Below are 15,661 nucleotides of genomic sequence, written 5' to 3'. Positions count from 1 at the left end.
GTGCGCATCATCCTGGGGAAGAAGGGGACGTTCAGTGTCGAAAACCGGTCAGCGACGCCTACTGCTGGTTTCCACGAATTACGCCCCTGAGCACACGGGCATCGGTCCGTACGCCACCCAGATCGCCGAGCACTGGGCGGATCTCGGCCACGAGACCCACGTCCTTGCCGGCATGCCCCACTACCCTTCCTGGTCCCTCGAGCCGGAGTACAAGGGGGCGCTGCGGCGCACGGAACGGCGCGCGGGGGTCACTGTGCACCGGCGCGCACACACCGTGCCCCCTCGTCAGACCGCCGTCCGGCGGGCCCTCTTTGAAGGATCGATTCTCCTGCATGGCGCCGTGGCTCCGCCCCGGATGGGGAAGCCGGACGGGGTGCTCGCCCAGATGCCGAGCCTGGCCGGCGGACTGCTGGCCTCCCGTCTCGCGGCCCGCTGGAAGGTCCCCTTCGTCCCCGTCGTCCAGGACCTGATGGGCGCCGCCGCGGCGCAGAGCGGCATCAGCGGCGGCGACAAGGCGGCCGCACTGGCCGGGCGGGCGGAGGCCTACGTGCTGCGGCGCGCCACCCTCGTCGGCGTCATCCACGAGACCTTCGTGGACCGGGTCGTCGGCATGGGCGTGGACCCCGCAAGGATCAGGCTCGTCCCCAACTGGTCCCATGTGGCGCTGCCCACCAGGCCGCGCGGCCGTACCCGCCGCCACCTCGGCTGGGCGCCCGGCCAGACCGTCGTGCTGCACTCCGGGAACATGGGGCTCAAGCAGGGGCTGGAGGTCCTGGTCGGCGCCGCCCGGCTCGACCCGAGCGTCCGTTTCGTCCTGATGGGCGACGGCAGCCAGCGCTCCGCCCTCGCCGACCTCGCGGCCGACGTCCCCAATCTCGACATCATCCCCCCTGCCGCCGACGGCGAGTTCCCGGATATCCTCGCCGCGGCGGACGTGCTCGCGGTCACGCAGCACGCCGCCGTGATGGACATGAGCGTGCCGTCCAAGCTGACCTCGTACTTCCAGGCCGGCCGTCCCGTCGTCGCCTCCGTCGCGGCGCTGGGCGGAACCGCCCAGGAGGTGGAACGCTCGGGCGCGGGAGTGCTCGTACCGCCGGAGAACCCGGAGGCCCTGCTGAAGGCCGTACGGGCACTGGCCGAGGACCCCGCGGGCGCGGACGCTCTGGGTGCGGCCGGACCGCGCCACGTGGCGGCGCACCTGAGCCGTGAGGCGGGCCTGGCCCGCATCGACGCACTGATGGACGAAGCACTTGGGGGTCCCCGGCCGTGATCGAGACCAACCGACCGGCGGCGGCTCCGGCCGAGGACGAACCGGACCTGCTCCGCGACCAGTTCCGCCAGCTCTTGCGCTACCGGCGGCTCATCGGCGCGGGCGTGGGCGTCGGCCTGCTCGGCGGGGTCTACCTGGGCGTCTCCACGGCGGACACCTACGTGGCCACCGCCGACATCGTGCTGCGCGCGCCCACCGACGACCCGTTCAACCCGAGCCTCGCGCCCGACAAGGCGATCAACATCGGCTCGGAGCGCCAGGTCGCGCTCTCCAGCTCCATAGCCAACGAGGCCGCGAAGAAGCTCGGCGTCTCGGCCGCCGACTTCTCCGCCCTGCGCGCCGGACTGCAGGTGACCAACCCGCCCCAGTCGATGGTGCTGCGCTTCACCTACACCGCCGGCTCCCCCGCCATGGCGGCCAAGCGCGCCAACGCGATGACCGAGGCCTACCTGCTCAAGCGGCAGGAAGCCCTCGACGTCACCCGCGACAAGATGGTCAAGGGCTACCAGGACCAGCGCGATCCGGTGGCCAAGCAGCTCGACGAGCTCGTCAAGCAGATCAACGGCATGCCCGCCGGTCCGGCGCGCGACGCGGCGTACTCCTCCAAGACCGACCAGCAGAGCAAGGTCAACACGCTCAACAGCAACATCGCCAAGCTCCAGGCCCTGGACATGACCCCGGGCCGGGTCACCAGCGCCGCCGTCCCCCCGCACGGCGCGGACGGCCCTGGCCTCGCCATGTCCCTCGCGCTCGGCGCGGCAGTCGGTCTCGCGCTCGGCCTGCTCGCCGCCTGGGTGCGGCTCGTCTTCGACCCCGCGCCGCGCTCCGAGGGCGACGTCGCCCGGGCCCTGCGCGCGCCCGTCCTGGGCTCCCTGCCCCGAGGCAAGGCCGACGGCGGGCCGCTGCTCGCGGCCGGCGAGGAAGACCCCCGGCTGGCCGAGGAGTTCCGCTCGGTGGCCTTCCGGCTCGCCTACGACTCCCGCTTCGCCGACCGGCGCCGCCTGCTCGTGGTCGCCCCGCGCGGCAGCAGCGAGATCGCAGCCGCCGTGGCGGTGAACCTCGCCGCCTCCTTCGCGGAGACCGGCAAGGACGTCCTGCTCATCGAGGCCGACCTGCGCACCCCGGTGCTGGCCAGCCAGCTGCCGACCGACGCGGCCGGCCGGCCGCGCTGGAGCCAGAACCAGGGCGCCGGCGGCGCGCTCCACGCGGACACCGAGTGGCCCGACGGACGGCAGCTCGTCGTGGACGCCGGGGAGTCGGGCGCCTTCGACCTGATCCCGGGCGAGCGGGTGCGCAACGTGCCCCGCGCGCTGACCTCTTCGCGCGCCACCCGCCTGATCTCCGAGGCCGACTCCCCCAACTCCACCGTGGTGGTGCTCGCACCGCCCGTCCTCTCCTACGCCGACGCCCTCGCGCTCGTGGACCGCGTCGACGGGGTCCTCGTGGTCTGCAACCCGGGCGCGGTGCACCGCACCGACCTGACCCGCATCCGCGAGCTGATCAGCGGCGCCGGCGGCACGGTGCTCGGCGCGGTGCTGCACGCGCCGCTGCCGGGCGAGAAGCGCGGCCGCGGCAGCTTCCGCAAGGGCGGCGCGCCCGCCGCCGAGGCCCCGGAGCCCGCTCCAGCGCCGCCCCGACGGCGTGAACCCCAGCCGATCCCCTACGAGGTGGCGGCCGCCGACGCCTCGCACCACATCCCGGGCGACGGCAGCGACACGGTCGCCCTGCGTACGGTCCGCACGGGCCGGCGGTGAGCCGGCGCGGCCTCGCGGCGGTCGCCTCGGTTCTGGACCAGGCCGCGTCCAGCGCCACGAACATCCTGGTGCTGGTGCTGGCCGCCCGGCTCTCCTCGGCGGCCGGCTTCGCCGACTTCTCGATGGTCTACGTGACCTTCAGCGTGCTCCTCGGACTCAACATGGCCTACGTCGGCCAGAGCGTGGTGCTGGAGAAGGACGAGGAGCGGCTCGCGCCGGCCTGCCGCTCGGGCCTCGCCTTCACCGGCGCCGCCTCGGCGGCGGTGGGCGCCGCCCTGGCCGTCGTGGGCCTGCTGCTGTCCGGGGCCACCGGCCGGGCCTTCCTCGCGCTCGGACTCGTCCTGCCCCTGGTGCTCCTCCAGGACGGGCTGCGCTACTGCTTCTCCGCCCTGCGTACGCCCGGGAGGGCCCTGGCCGCCGACGCGCTGCGCCTCGCCTGCGTGGTCCCGGCGCTGCTGACGCAGCCCGAAGGGGCCTCGGCGGGCCGGCTCGTACTGGTGTGGGGCGTCTCGGCGCTGCCCGCGCTCGCCCTGGGCCTGTGGCTGCTGCGCCCGCGGGTGGGCGGGGTGCGGATCGCCGAACTGGTCCGGGAGGTGCGGCCGTACCTGCGGCGCGGACACCTGGGGCAGCGGTTCGTCGTCGAGTTCGCCGTGGGCAACGGCTCCAGCCAGCTCGCCGTCCTGGGACTCGGCGTCTTCGCGACCCCGCTGGCCGTGGGCGCGCTGCGGGGCGCCACGACCCTCTTCGGGCCGCTGAACGTACTGCTGAACTCCGCGAACTCCTTCGGTCCGCCGGTCGTCGGACGGGCGCGCGGGAAGCGGGGCGTGGTACGGCTGACCGCCCTGATGGGCGGCGCGCTGGCGCTGACCGGCGCCGCGTGGGGGGCCGTGCTGTACGCGCTGCCGGACCGGCTGGGCCGTCAACTGCTCGGCGACACCTGGACGGGGGCGGCCGCGCTGCTGCCCGCCACGGGCGCCCAGTACGCGGTCATGGGTCTGGGGACGTGCGCGCTGCTGACCCTGCGGGTGCTGAACCCGAAGGCCACGCTCTCGCTCCAGGTCGTCTTCTCGCTGCTGTCGGTGGCCCTGCTGCTGGGCGGGTACGCCGCGTGGGGTGTGGCCGGGGCCGCGTGGGGTCTGGCGCTGGGCTCCGCGACGAAGGCGGCGGCGGGCTGGCTGAGGGTGAGCCGGCTGCGGGTGCCGGCGCCCGCGGAACCGGCCGCCACCACGGACCGGGTCCGGGCGGCCTGACCGTCAGCGCAGGGTCGTGCCCTTGTCCTGGCGGTACGTGGCCACGAGCGCGAGGCACACCCCGGCGATGGCGATGCGCCCCGAGGCCTGGAGCAGCGGGCCGCGCAGCAGGATGAAGGAGTACCCGGCGACCAGCGGGACCACCGTGGAGATCAGGCTGCCGGGCGGTGAGCTGCGTCTCGCGCGCTTCGCGTAGCGGCGGTCGACGCGGGCGGAGGCGTACCCCAGGCCGAGGAGCCCCGCGCCCATGCCCAGCGGCCCGAAGTCGATCCACAGCTCCGCCCAGATCGGGGAGGAGAGGTTGGTGTTGACCGTGCCCATCCACTGGCCGACCATCACGCCGGTGTCGCGCGGCTTGCTCGCCCACATCGTGCGGGGCACGGCGAAGAAGACGGATCCCGCGAGCTGGCGCCCGTAGGAATGGCCCGGGCCGGATTCCGAGTAGGTGATGGTGTTCGCGAACATGCCGATCTGGTCGTAGTCCTTGAGTGCCATCGGCTCCAGGAACGAGGTCGTCTCGACCGGCTTGTAGTTCTTCTCGTCGTAGCGGAAGCGGTCGGCGAACGGGAAGACGAGCAGCGCGATCACCACGGCCATGGACAGCGCCACCCGGTACATCGCCGCGCTCACCGGGAAGACGGTGAACAGCAGCGAGAACATGACGGTGAGGAACCAGTAGCGCGGGTTGGAGATCGGGTTGTTGACGATCAGGTTGAGGGCCGCGAGCGCCGACCAGGTGACGAGGATCGAGACCTTGCGGCGGGCGAACTTCGAGGTGATCAGCCAGCGCGTGTACAGCAGCAGGGAGAGCAGCGCCGGAACGGTTCCGAAGCCGCGCAGCAGGGCCTGGCCGGCCTGGCCGTCCTGGGAGACGCCCGCTTCCTCGATGCCCGCGATGATCTCCTGCCGGCTGGAGAAGAAGACCGCCGGTCCGCCGAGCTTCATGATCAGGGCCGCGCTGCCGAGGAACGACACGGCGGTCAGCAGTTGCAGGCGCCGCCGGTGCGCCATGACCGGCCGCTGCTCCTTGCGCGAACCGCCGGCCCGGCCGACCGGCCGGTGCCGGGCGAGCACGACGCCCACGTCGAAGGCGGCGCAGCCGAGCAGCACCAGGGTGATGGCGGCGGTGAGGTCGGAGCGGGGGCCGACGACGGGGGTGGGGACCCGGCCCAGGACCGCCTGGGCGAGCGGGGCCACGCCCATCGCCATGTAGACGAAGAGCCAGAAGGAACCCTGGAGCAGCTTGCGGCGGTTGGTCAGGACCATCGCGGACAGCCGGGCGCCCGCGTACATGGTGAGCACCAGCTGGAGCCAGAAAGCCGCGTCATGCTGCCCGTCGCCGGGCTGGACGGCGACGAAGAGGGGCAGGAAGACGGTGAATCCGAGGGCGAGCGGCACGGACAGCGCCCGGGAGAGCAGGGTCCGCGGGGTGGTGACCCTGCCCCAGCTCTTCTCCTCGTCGGGGTGCGGCGGGACGGGCCTGACGGCGCTCTCGCGTATGTCGGTTGCCACGCTTGCCCCCACCCCTGTGCCTGATCCGGGCGCAGTCTAGTCTGAGGCCTCGGCGCCCGGGGAGGCGCCCGGGAGCCGGACGACGGGCCGGACCACGGGCCGGGCGACGGGCCGGATGATGAGGGGTAGCTGTGCGTGATCTTCCTGCCTTCACGCTGGCCGGGTACGACAAGGGACGCGGGCTGCTGACCCAGGCGCTCTGGTTCGCCGTGATGAACACGCTGTTCATGAGCTGGTTCTGCCCGGCCCGCCTGCGGGTCGCGCTGCTGCGCGCCTTCGGGGCCCGGATCGGCGAGGGAGTGCTGATCCGGCACCGGGTGCGGGTGCTGTGGCCCTGGAAGCTGACCGTGAACGACCACGCGTGGATCGGCGAGGGCGCCTGGCTGCTGAACCTGGAGCCGGTCACGATCGGCGCGCACGTCTGCGTCTCGCAGGAGGCGCTGCTGTGCACCGGCTCGCACGACCACCGGGCCGCCGACTTCCGTTACCGCAACGCGCCCATAACCGTCGAGGACGGGGCGTGGGTGGCGGTACGGGCCACCGTGCTGGCGGGCGTGACCGTCGGCCGGTGCGCGGTGGCGGGCGCGGGGTCCGTGGTCCACAAGGACCTTCCCCCGCTGACCCTGCAGACCCAGGACGGGCGCCGGCGCCCGGTCGAGGAGCCCAGATGAGAGTCCTGCACGCCGTCACCCTGCACTCGCCCACGCACGCCTTCGGCGGGCCGGTCCGGGTCGCGCTGAACCTGGCCGCGGGATTGCGCTCCCGCGGCCACGAGGCGGGACTGCTGGCTCTGGGCGAGGGCTTCCCGGACCCCTGGCCGACCGCCGTGGAAGGCGTCCCCGCGAAGCTCTTCCCGGCCCGGCGCCTGCTCCCGCTCGGCTTCAGCGGGATGACCTCGCCCGCGCTGCTGGCCTCGGCGGGCCGGCTCGTCCGGGACGCCGACGTGGTCCACGTCCACCTGGCGCGGGACCTGGTGACCCTGCCGGTCGCCCTGGCCGCGCTGCGCGCCCGCACACCTCTCGTCCTGCAGACGCACGGGATGGTCGACCCGAGCGAGCGGCTCCTGGCCAAGGTGCTGGACGCGGTGGCGGTACGCCGGCTGCTGCGCGGCGCCGACGCGGTGCTGTACCTGACCCCGCACGAGCGGGAAGGCCTCGACGCCGTCGTCGGCGGCGTCCTGTCCCGGGCGGTGCGCCTGGTCAACGGCACCCCCGCCCAGGAGGAGCGCCCCGCCCCGGCCGGTCCTCCCCGGATCCTGTACTCGGCCCGGTTGCAGGCCCGCAAGCGCCCGGTGGACTTCGTGGACGCGGCCCCGGCGGTCCTGGCGGTGCACCCGGACGCCCGGTTCGTGGTGGCCGGCCCCGACGAGGGCGAACTGGCCGCGGTCCGCGCCCGCGTGGCGGACCTGGGCCTGGGCGACCGCTTCACGGTCCCGGGCGCGCTGTCGAGCGCGGAGGTCCTGACGGAACTGCGCCGCGCCCACGTCTACGTACTGCCGTCCGTGGACGAGCCGTTCCCGATGTCGGTCCTGGAGGCCCTCTCGGTGGGCGTCCCCTCGGTGGTGACCCACTCCAACGGGCTGGCCCGCGCCATCGGTTCCGCGGGTGCGGGAGCGGTGGTCGACCCGGGTCCGTCGGGTGTCGCGGCGGCGGTCCTCGCCCTCCTGGATCCCGCGGCCAACGCCTCCGCCTCGCTGGCGGCGCGCGAGCTCGCGGCGAAGTCCTTCTCGATGGACGCCGTCCTGGACACCCTGCTGCCCGTGTACGAGGGCGCCCTCCGCCGGCGTTGAGGTCCGGGGCCCGGCGTCCGGCTCAGAGCCCGCGCCGGGTCTCGTCCACCACCGGGAGGGCCATGGCGCGGCGGCGCTTGAGGACGCTCGCGTAGACCGCGAGGCCGATGGCGCCCGCCACCATCATGATCACCCCGACCACGTCGAGGTTCACGCTCTGCATCTTCCAGTCGGACGCGAAAGTGAGGATGGCCCCCACGACGATCAGGCCTATGCAACCGCCTATGCCCCTCATGGAATTCGCCTCCGAAGTCGTGGTCGGGTGGAACCCGCCGTCTGGTGACGCGACTGCCCCCGATCCGGGAACCGAAACGGCTCCTGACGGTCGGACGGGCGCCGGCGTGCGGCGTGGAAAGGCGTCGGCCCCGCCGCCCGGACGGGGCGGCGGGGCCGGTCGTGTGCCGGGCGGTGCTACGCCGGTATCCAGGCGTAGCAGCCGTTGGAGACGAACTCCGCCGTGCCCGCCGGGATCGTGGCGGTGATCTTGTCACCGGCCTTCGGCGGGGCCTCCGGACCCGAGGCGAGGAGGGCGCCGTCCTTGCCCTTGGCCTCCCAGGTGCACGTCGTGCTCTGGGTCAGCGCGCGGTAGCCGCCCGCGGCCGGGGACTGCTTCGTGCCGTCCGGGAAGCCCTTCTCCGCCACCGCGAGGACCGGCTTCTGCTCCGGGCACAGGAAGGTGATCGCGTCCTTCGCGCCGGGGATCTCCCCCGCCACGATGGAGCCGACCGCCGCGTCCTTGTCCCGCTTCGCGGTGCGCTCCACGCGCTGGCAGGACTCCTGGCCGCCCTGCAGGACGGCCGCCGGGTCCATCTTCTCGGGGACCCGGCCGCTCAGGTACTTCTTCTCCGTCGCGGTGAAGCTGCCCGTCTTGGGGGTCAGCTTCGCGTCCGGCAGGACGGGCCCCGTCGGCTTCGCGTCCGTCGAGGGCGGTGCGGTGTCGTCCGCCGGGTCGGCGACCGGCGACTCGGCCGGCGGCTTGGGCTTCGCGGCCGAGGCGTCGGCCTTGCCGTCCCCGCCCGAACTGCAGGCGGTCAGCGTCAGTGCGGCGGCCAGCAGGACAGCAGCCGCTGCGGAGCGTCGGTACATGAGGTGGCTCCCGTACGTATGAGATGGGTGTGCGGGGCCCGGCCGCACAGGCGGCCGGGCCCCGCACTCCGTCAAGCGGCTACTTCGCGCCGAAGACGAGGACGAGCTGCGGCTTGGCGTCCGCGGCCGTCGCCTCCGAGGACCAGATCCACAGCGGGTCGGTGCCCGTGCTCGTCAGGCCCAGGCTGTAGCTGGTGCCCAGGACCGAGGAGAGCGCCGCCGTGTCCAGCTGCACGCTCTGGACGGCCGAGCCGTCCGGGGCGCCCGCGAGGGTGCCCAGCGGGGTGGTGCCGAGGGTGGGCTTGGTCTTGAAGGTCGTGCCCGCACCGCTCCAGGTCCCGGTGACCGGGACGACGGAGACGGTGTCGACGGTACCGGCGCCCGCCGCGGTCGAGGTCTTGACCTGCAGCGAGGCCGACTTCAGCACCTGGCCGGCCGGGGCGGCCGGGATGTCGAAGCGCAGGTACGTCTCGTAGGCCGAGGTGCCGCGCACGGCGAGCGAGCTCGCGGTGCCGTAGGCCGTGCTGGGCGCGCCCTGGTTGATGTAGGTGTCCTCGGTCGCGCCGACCTGGGAGACGGTGTCGCTGACGGCCTTGGCCAGGTCGAAGTGGTTCTTGGCCTGGGCCTGGGTCAGCACCTTCGGGTAGACGGCCGTCTCGTCGATCTGGCCGGCGAAGAAGTTGCTGGTCGGCCTGGAGGGGTAGCCGCTGAGGTTGTCTCCGCCGACGTGCCAGTAGCCCTCGTACTGCTGGGAGCCCGTGACGTTGGAGGTGCCCTTGGACTGGCCGTCGACGTACAGGGCCATTCCGGCGGGGCCCTGCGTGGCGACGACGTGGTGCCACTTGTTGTCGTTGTACGTCTCGGTCAGGCCCGTGGAGAGCGTCTTGACCGAGCCCGAGTTGACGCCGAAGAAGATCCGGCCGGAGTTGGTCATGTAGACCTGCTTGTCGTACAGGCTGCTGCTGCGGTCGGTGTTGTTGCCGAACCCGACCAGCTTGCCGCCGCGCGTGGTGTTCGTCTTGAACCACGTCTCGATGGTGTACGAGCTCCCGACCGTCTGCCGGCGGTCGCCGTAGACCTGCTGGCTGGTGCCGTTGAAGCCCATGGCCGTGCTCGCTCCGGTGACCGCGCCCGGGGTCTGGCGCAGTGCGGGGGCGTTCAGCTGGAGGGCGCTGGTGTTGCCGCCGTCCGAGGAGTCGGCGACGTACGGGCTGACGGTGTCGTCGTAGCGCCAGTACAGGTTGGCGCCGTCCGCACGGACCTGCTGGGGGTACGCGAGCACCGAGGTCGGGACCGTCACCGAGGTGCTGGCCGACAGGGCGCTGGTGTTGCCCGCCGCGTCGGTGGCGGTCACCCGGTAGCTGTAGGACTGGCCGGCCTTGACCGTGGTGTCGGTCCAGGAGGCCTGCGGGCGCAGCCACTCCAGGGAGTCCGCGGAGACGGTGGCGACCGGGGTCGCTGAACCGTTGCGGTAGACGCGGTAGGTCAGCTTGCTGTCGTCCGCGTCGTAGCTGGCGCGCCAGCGGACCTGGACCTCGCCGGGCTTGACGCTGGAGACGCTGGAGACCGGAGTGGTCGGGGCGCCGACGTCGCCGGTGGAGGCGAAGCGGGTCAGGGCCTGCTGGGCCTTGCCGTTGATGAGGGTGAACTCACCGCCGACCCACATGTACTTGGTGCTGCTCTTCTCCGCGATGGCCATCACGCGCGGGCCGATGCCCTCGCCGAGGCCGTCGTTGGCGGTGGGGTGCCAGCCGAGCTTGCGGGGGCTGCGCACGAAACCGTCCACGGGCGCGGGGGCCGCGCCCTCCTGGTCGGTGAACTGCGCGAGCAGGAAGTGGCGCTTGCCGTTGGGGAACTGGCCCTCGGTGCTGCAGTCGTGCCCGTGCGAGGAGCTGTAGAGGACTCCGTCGTACGGCAGGACGTACTGGGTCGCGCCGAGGCAGCGGTCGCGCCACTTCTCGGTGAAGTTGGGGGCGAGGGCGATGCGTCCGTCGAAGACGCCGCCGCCGGAGCCCTCGTTGCCGGTGTAGTAGCCGGTCGCGTCGGCCGCGATGTGCTTGACGACCGAGTTCGCCGGGATGTTGGCGTACGTCTTGTTCACGGCGCCGGTGGTGGCGTTGACGACGGCCAGCGCGTGGCTGTTGGAGCCGTTGACCGTGAAGAAGTCGCCGCCCAGCAGGACGTTCTTGCCGTCGTTGCTGACCTTGACGGCGCGGCCGGGTTCGTCGGCGTTGGCGACGAAGGGCTTCAGCGCACCGGAGGAGGCGTCGACCGCGGCGAACCGCTCGCGGGTCTGGCCCTCGACGGTGCTGAAGTCGCCGGCCGCGTACAGGGTGTCGTCGGTGACGGCGAGCGCCCGCACGGTGGCCGGGAAGTTCGGGTGGAACGAGGCCTTGGGGGTGCAGGTCTCGATGTCGACGGCGGCGACGCTGGAGACCGGGGTGCCGTTGACGGCGCCGAAGTAACCGGCCGCGTAGAGCGTCTTCTTGTCCTTCGACACGGTGAGGGCGCGCACGGTCGCGCTGCCGTCGCCGACGGTGAAGGAGAGCTTGCAGGAGCTCGGGGCGCCCGTCGCCGCGTCGAGCGCGACGAAGTTCACTGCTTCCTGCTCCGCGCCGGCCGCGCCGTCGGGCGGGCGGACGGCCGAGAAGGTGCCGCCGGCGAAGACGGTGCCGTTGGCCTGGTCCATGGCCCAGACGATGCCGTTGGGCTGCCACGTCGGCAGGTTGTCGGCGGTGAAGGCCACCGGCTGCGTGATGGCCGACGCCTCGGGTATCAGCACGAGGCCTATCCCGGTGCCGGCGCCGGCCAGTGACAGGACGAGGGCAGCAGTCAGCCCTCTGGATCTACGCATGAGCCCCCCAGGGCAATTGCCCGGTTTGAATGGCTGGAACTATCCGAACAGCCATATGTACTGGCGCAGACTAGGGCTCACGCGAGGGCCTGGTCACCGCACTTGACCCATTGCATACCAACTTGGAATCAAGAAGTTCAGTACGGACGGCGCACTACGGACATACGGCAGGTTTGCCCCGGTCAGACCCACGGAAAGCTCCATGAATGACCGGGACACGGCGAATCGTAGGCGAAAATATAAGGCCTAGCGGTCGATGCGAACGCTCACACCGGCCAGTTGGTCCTCGACCTGGCGAATGTCGGAGTCGACCATGATCTTGGCCAATTCGGCTACCAGGACCGTCGGCTTCCAGCCGAGGAGCGCATGGGCCTTGGAGGCGTCACCGATCAGGGCGTCGACCTCGCTGGGGCGTTCGTACTTGGGGTCGTAGCGAACGTGCTCGTTCCAGTCGAGGCCGGCGTGGGCGAAGGAGGCCTCGACGAACTCGCGGACGGTGGCGGCGACGCCGGTGGCCACGACGTAGTCGGTGGGCTCGTCCTGCTGGAGCATCCGCCACATGGCGTCCACGTACTCCGGGGCGTAGCCCCAGTCGCGGACCGCGTCGAGGTTGCCGAGGTAGAGCTTCTCCTGCAGGCCCGCCTTGATGCGGGCGACCGCGCGGGTGATCTTGCGGGTCACGAAGGTCTCGCCGCGGCGCGGGGACTCGTGGTTGAAGAGGATCCCGTTGACGGCGAACATGCCGTACGCCTCGCGGTAGTTCACCGTCGTCCAGTAGGCGAACACCTTCGCGGCGCCGTACGGGCTGCGCGGGTGGAACGGGGTGCCCTCGTTCTGCGGGGGCGGGGTGGCCCCGAACATCTCGGAGGAGGAGGCCTGGTAGATGCGCGTGTCCACGCCGCTGGCCCGGATCGCCTCCAGCAGCCGCAGCGCCCCGAGGCCGGTGACGTCGCCGGTGTAGAGCGGGGCGTCGAAGGAGACGCGCACGTGCGACTGGGCTCCGAGGTTGTACACCTCGTCGGGGCGTATCTCACGGAGCAGGTTCACGAGGGACACGCCGTCGGAGAGGTCCGCGTGGTGCAGCACGAAGGACCGGTTCGCCGTCTGCGGGTCCTGGTAGATGTGGTCGATCCGCTCCGTGTTGAAGCTGGAGGACCGCCGCACGAGCCCGTGCACCGTGTAGCCCTTGGAAAGCAGCAGCTCGGCGAGGTACGAGCCGTCCTGCCCGGTGACGCCGGTGATCAGCGCGGTCTTGCCCATTGGGTCCCCCCTGGGGATCGTTGCGGTCTTGTTGTACTGGGGCCCGGCCGGGCCCTGAGCGGCCGGCGCGGCGGGCGGCCCCGCCCCGAGAGGACTGGATGGGTACCGTACACGGCCCATCCGGAAGGTAAACCGCCGCATCCGCGCGGGGGCGGGGGCACCCGGCGCCACCTGCGCGGGGGCCCGCCGGCGCGACGCCGGAGGCGGCTCCACCGTAAATGCGCGGACGGCCGACTGGCATCATCGGCGGTATGACAAGTTCGCCGTTCCTGCCTCCGAACGCCCGCGTCTTCGTCGCCGGCCACCGCGGTCTCGTGGGGTCCGCGGTCGTCCGCCGGCTCACCGCCGACGGGTACGAGGTGCTCACCCGCGGTCGCGCCGACCTCGACCTGCGCGACGCCGCGGCGACCGCGGCGTACCTGGGGGACGTCCGGCCGGACGCCGTCGTCCTGGCCGCCGCCAAAGTCGGCGGGATCATGGCCAACAGCACCTATCCGGTGCAGTTCCTGGAGGACAACCTCAAGATCCAGCTGAGCGTCGTCGCCGGCGCGCACGCCGCGCGGGTCGGCCGGCTGCTGTTCCTCGGCTCCTCCTGCATCTACCCCAAGCTCGCCCCGCAGCCCATCAGCGAGGACTCCCTGCTGACCGGCCCGCTGGAGCCCACGAACGAGGCGTACGCCCTGGCGAAGATCGCCGGCATCGTCCAGGTCCAGTCGTACCGCAAGCAGTACGGGGCCTCGTACATCTCGGCGATGCCGACGAACCTCTACGGTCCCGGCGACAACTTCGACCTGGAGACGTCCCACGTCCTGCCCGCCCTCGTCCGCCGCTTCCACGAAGCCGCGGCCGAGGGGCGCGAGGAGGTCACGCTGTGGGGATCGGGCACGCCCCGCCGGGAGTTCCTGCACGTCGACGACCTGGCCGCCGCCTGCGCCGTCCTGCTCCGCGAGTACGACGGCGCCGAGCCGGTCAACATCGGCTGCGGCGAGGACCTCACCATCAAGGCCCTCGCCGAGACGGTCGCCGAGGTGACCGGCTTCCGCGGCAGGCTCGCCTGGGACACCTCGAAGCCGGACGGGACGCCCCGCAAGCTGCTGGACGTGACCCGCCTGCGCGCGCTGGGCTGGAAGCCCGCGATCCCTCTGCGGGACGGCATCGCCGCCACGTACGCGTGGTGGCGCGAGCAGGGCGACGAGCGGAGCTGATCCCAAAACGGCCTCAGTACGCTCCGCGACCGTCGACCACGGCGCGGAGCGTGCGGCCCATGACGTCGACGTCACTGGTGAAGGACCAGTTGTCGACGTACTGCAGATCGAGCTGGATCGTTTCGTCCCAAGACAGGTCGGACCGGCCGCTGATCTGCCACAGCCCGGTCATCCCCGGCCGCACCGTGAGCCGGCGCAGTTCGACCTCGTCGTACTTCGCCACCTCCTCCGGCAGCGGCGGGCGCGGGCCCACCAGGGACATGTCCCCGGCCACCACGTTGATGAGCTGCGGCAGCTCGTCCATGGAGGTGCGCCGCAGCAGCCGGCCCACTCTGGTCACGCGCGGATCGCGGCGCATCTTGAACATCAGGCCGTCGTTCTCGTTGGATCCGGACAGTTCCGCCTTCAGCGCGTCCGCGTCGACGACCATCGTGCGGAACTTCCACATGACGAACGGGACCCCGTCCCGGCCGATGCGCCGCTGCCGGTAGAAGGCCGGCCCGCTCGAACCGAGGCGGATCGCCAGGACCACCGCCAGGAACACCGGTGACAGCAGCACCAGTCCGGTCCCCGCGGCCGCCCGGTCCAGTACCGACTTCAGCAGGGTCTGGATCCCCCGGCTCACCGGCGGAGCCACCCGCAGCACGGCCAGGCCGCCCGCGGACAGCGTCTCCAGCCGCTTGACGGAGACCTCCACCAGACCGGGGAAGACCGCCAGTTCCAGCCCGGCGTCGTGCAGGGCCCAGGCGATCCGGCGCAGCCGCTCCCCCGCGAGCTGCGCCCCCGGAGCGACGAGCACCAGGTCGGCGCGGTGGGCGGCGACGGCGTCGAGCACGGCGGCGGAGTCCCCCGTCGGGGTCTGCGCCATCGCGGAGCCGAGGCGCGCGGCCACCGGCACCCCGCTGTCGAGCCCGCCGGGGCCGACCGGGACGACGCCCACGACGACGTACGGGTGGTCGGTGCGCGCGGCGAGGTGGCCGATGACGGATTCGGCGGAGTCGGGCTCGCCGACGACCAGCACCCGGCTCACGGCCTGGGCCTCGCGCCGGGCGGCGGAGAGATGACGGTAGGTCAGTTTGTGGCAGGCGACGGTGACGAGCAGGGCGGGCAGCAGGGCGCCGAGCGCGGACAGCCGGGGCGTGTCCTCACCGGTGACGACGCGGGCCACGGCGAGAACGCCGATCAGAATCAGCCAGTCGTGTACGACGGGCAGAACTCCCCGGGACTCTCCCAGCACCCGCGCCGCGTACCGCCGGCGGAGCAGCTGCACGCCGCTCCATGCCAGGGCGGCGCCGGCGGCGCAGTAGACGGGCCGGGCCTGCTGCGCGGCCTCGAAGACCAGGCCGACGGGCACCCCCGCGCCGATGAGGTCCGCGGCGACCGCGGCCGGCAGGTACCAGCGCGCCTTGTCGCCGAGCCCTCGAATCGGCGCGGCCGACGCGAGCGCCCTCCTGGCCACTCTTTGCACAGGTATATGGACATGCCTCATGGGCCCCCCTGGCACGTGGTCTCTGACGGTGGCGCGTGTCCGCCGGCTTCCCCAAGCGGTGGACATCTGACGCACCGGGAAACAGTACGACAAACGCCAGTACGGGAAATGCCGTTTGCGGGAACCGGGCGTCTTGTTGCCCAAGCGTTAGAGGTCGGCATTGCACATTCCGGATATTGATCGCTTCTCTCC

General features: G+C 72.3%; 12 protein-coding genes. 6 read left to right on the top strand and 6 right to left on the bottom strand.

The window, feature by feature from the left end:
- Window positions 1–64: 64 nt before the first annotated feature.
- The 3 genes from ACFWBY_RS13285 to ACFWBY_RS13275 are packed head-to-tail and all read left to right on the top strand — an operon-like array spanning window position 65 to window position 4,274.
- The gene (locus tag ACFWBY_RS13285) at window positions 65–1,270 is read left to right on the top strand and encodes a glycosyltransferase family 4 protein (protein ID WP_385329732.1); all 1,206 of its coding nucleotides are present in this window, start codon (window positions 65–67) and stop codon (window positions 1,268–1,270) included.
- Window positions 1,267–3,024 carry a lipopolysaccharide biosynthesis protein gene (locus tag ACFWBY_RS13280; RefSeq protein WP_385329685.1) on the top strand — a complete coding sequence of 586 codons (1,758 nt, stop codon included), beginning with the start codon at window positions 1,267–1,269 and terminating at the stop codon, window positions 3,022–3,024. Before ACFWBY_RS13285 ends, ACFWBY_RS13280 begins: the two co-directional genes overlap by 4 nt.
- Window positions 3,021–4,274 (top strand): hypothetical protein, encoded by a 1,254-nt coding sequence (locus ACFWBY_RS13275; RefSeq protein WP_385329688.1) that lies wholly within the window; start codon window positions 3,021–3,023, stop codon window positions 4,272–4,274. The genes ACFWBY_RS13280 and ACFWBY_RS13275 overlap by 4 nt, the downstream gene beginning before the upstream one ends.
- A gap of 3 nt (window positions 4,275–4,277) precedes the next feature.
- Here ACFWBY_RS13275 and ACFWBY_RS13270 read toward each other — a convergent pair whose 3' ends face one another.
- A complete protein-coding gene (locus tag ACFWBY_RS13270) occupies window positions 4,278–5,774 on the bottom strand; it encodes a hypothetical protein (protein WP_385329735.1) in 1,497 nt (498 codons plus the stop codon).
- 143 nt (window positions 5,775–5,917) lie between these two features.
- Between ACFWBY_RS13270 and ACFWBY_RS13265 the strand changes: the two genes are divergently transcribed.
- Window positions 5,918–6,457, top strand: coding sequence for a WcaF family extracellular polysaccharide biosynthesis acetyltransferase (locus tag ACFWBY_RS13265; RefSeq protein WP_385329691.1), 540 nt, complete (start codon window positions 5,918–5,920; stop codon window positions 6,455–6,457).
- Window positions 6,454–7,575: a glycosyltransferase gene (locus tag ACFWBY_RS13260; protein WP_385329693.1), complete on the top strand. Its 1,122-nt coding sequence runs from the start codon at window positions 6,454–6,456 to the stop codon at window positions 7,573–7,575. Before ACFWBY_RS13265 ends, ACFWBY_RS13260 begins: the two co-directional genes overlap by 4 nt.
- Window positions 7,576–7,597: 22 nt before the next feature.
- Here the strand turns inward: ACFWBY_RS13260 and ACFWBY_RS13255 are convergent, their stop codons facing one another.
- From ACFWBY_RS13255 to gmd, 4 genes are all read right to left on the bottom strand, one after another.
- Window positions 7,598–7,810, bottom strand: coding sequence for a hypothetical protein (locus ACFWBY_RS13255; RefSeq protein ID WP_385329696.1), 213 nt, complete (start codon window positions 7,808–7,810; stop codon window positions 7,598–7,600).
- A 176-nt stretch (window positions 7,811–7,986) separates the two neighbouring features.
- Window positions 7,987–8,661 carry a hypothetical protein gene (locus ACFWBY_RS13250; RefSeq protein WP_385409659.1) on the bottom strand — a complete coding sequence of 225 codons (675 nt, stop codon included), beginning with the start codon at window positions 8,659–8,661 and terminating at the stop codon, window positions 7,987–7,989.
- A 79-nt stretch (window positions 8,662–8,740) separates the two neighbouring features.
- The gene (locus tag ACFWBY_RS13245; RefSeq protein ID WP_385332479.1) at window positions 8,741–11,515 is read right to left on the bottom strand and encodes a LamG-like jellyroll fold domain-containing protein; all 2,775 of its coding nucleotides are present in this window, start codon (window positions 11,513–11,515) and stop codon (window positions 8,741–8,743) included.
- A 246-nt stretch (window positions 11,516–11,761) separates the two neighbouring features.
- A complete protein-coding gene (gene gmd, locus ACFWBY_RS13240; protein ID WP_214955719.1) occupies window positions 11,762–12,775 on the bottom strand; it encodes a GDP-mannose 4,6-dehydratase in 1,014 nt (337 codons plus the stop codon).
- Between the two features lie 251 nt (window positions 12,776–13,026).
- Here gmd and ACFWBY_RS13235 point away from each other — a divergent pair, with 251 nt between their 5' ends.
- Window positions 13,027–13,980, top strand: coding sequence for a GDP-L-fucose synthase family protein (locus ACFWBY_RS13235; RefSeq protein WP_385332483.1), 954 nt, complete (start codon window positions 13,027–13,029; stop codon window positions 13,978–13,980).
- A gap of 13 nt (window positions 13,981–13,993) precedes the next feature.
- Here the strand turns inward: ACFWBY_RS13235 and ACFWBY_RS13230 are convergent, their stop codons facing one another.
- Window positions 13,994–15,469, bottom strand: a complete 1,476-nt coding sequence (locus ACFWBY_RS13230; RefSeq protein WP_385332486.1) for a sugar transferase — start codon at window positions 15,467–15,469, stop codon at window positions 13,994–13,996.
- Window positions 15,470–15,661 lie beyond the last annotated feature (192 nt).

This window comes from Streptomyces sp. NPDC060049 (genome assembly GCF_042736715.1).
Classification (GTDB): Bacteria; Actinomycetota; Actinomycetes; order Streptomycetales; family Streptomycetaceae; genus Streptomyces.
The sequence above is the reverse complement of the archived record's forward strand: the minus strand, read 5'-3'. Positions and strand labels throughout refer to the sequence as shown.

Coding starts and splice junctions, on each gene's coding strand:
- ACFWBY_RS13260 (WP_385329693.1), top strand. CDS start 6,454: ATGAGAGTCCTGCACGCCGTCACCCTGCACTCGCCCACGCACGCCTTC.
- ACFWBY_RS13255 (WP_385329696.1), bottom strand. CDS start 7,810: ATGAGGGGCATAGGCGGTTGCATAGGCCTGATCGTCGTGGGGGCCATC.
- ACFWBY_RS13250 (WP_385409659.1), bottom strand. CDS start 8,661: ATGTACCGACGCTCCGCAGCGGCTGCTGTCCTGCTGGCCGCCGCACTG.
- ACFWBY_RS13245 (WP_385332479.1), bottom strand. CDS start 11,515: ATGCGTAGATCCAGAGGGCTGACTGCTGCCCTCGTCCTGTCACTGGCC.
- gmd (WP_214955719.1), bottom strand. CDS start 12,775: ATGGGCAAGACCGCGCTGATCACCGGCGTCACCGGGCAGGACGGCTCG.
- ACFWBY_RS13235 (WP_385332483.1), top strand. CDS start 13,027: ATGACAAGTTCGCCGTTCCTGCCTCCGAACGCCCGCGTCTTCGTCGCC.
- ACFWBY_RS13230 (WP_385332486.1), bottom strand. CDS start 15,469: ATGAGGCATGTCCATATACCTGTGCAAAGAGTGGCCAGGAGGGCGCTC.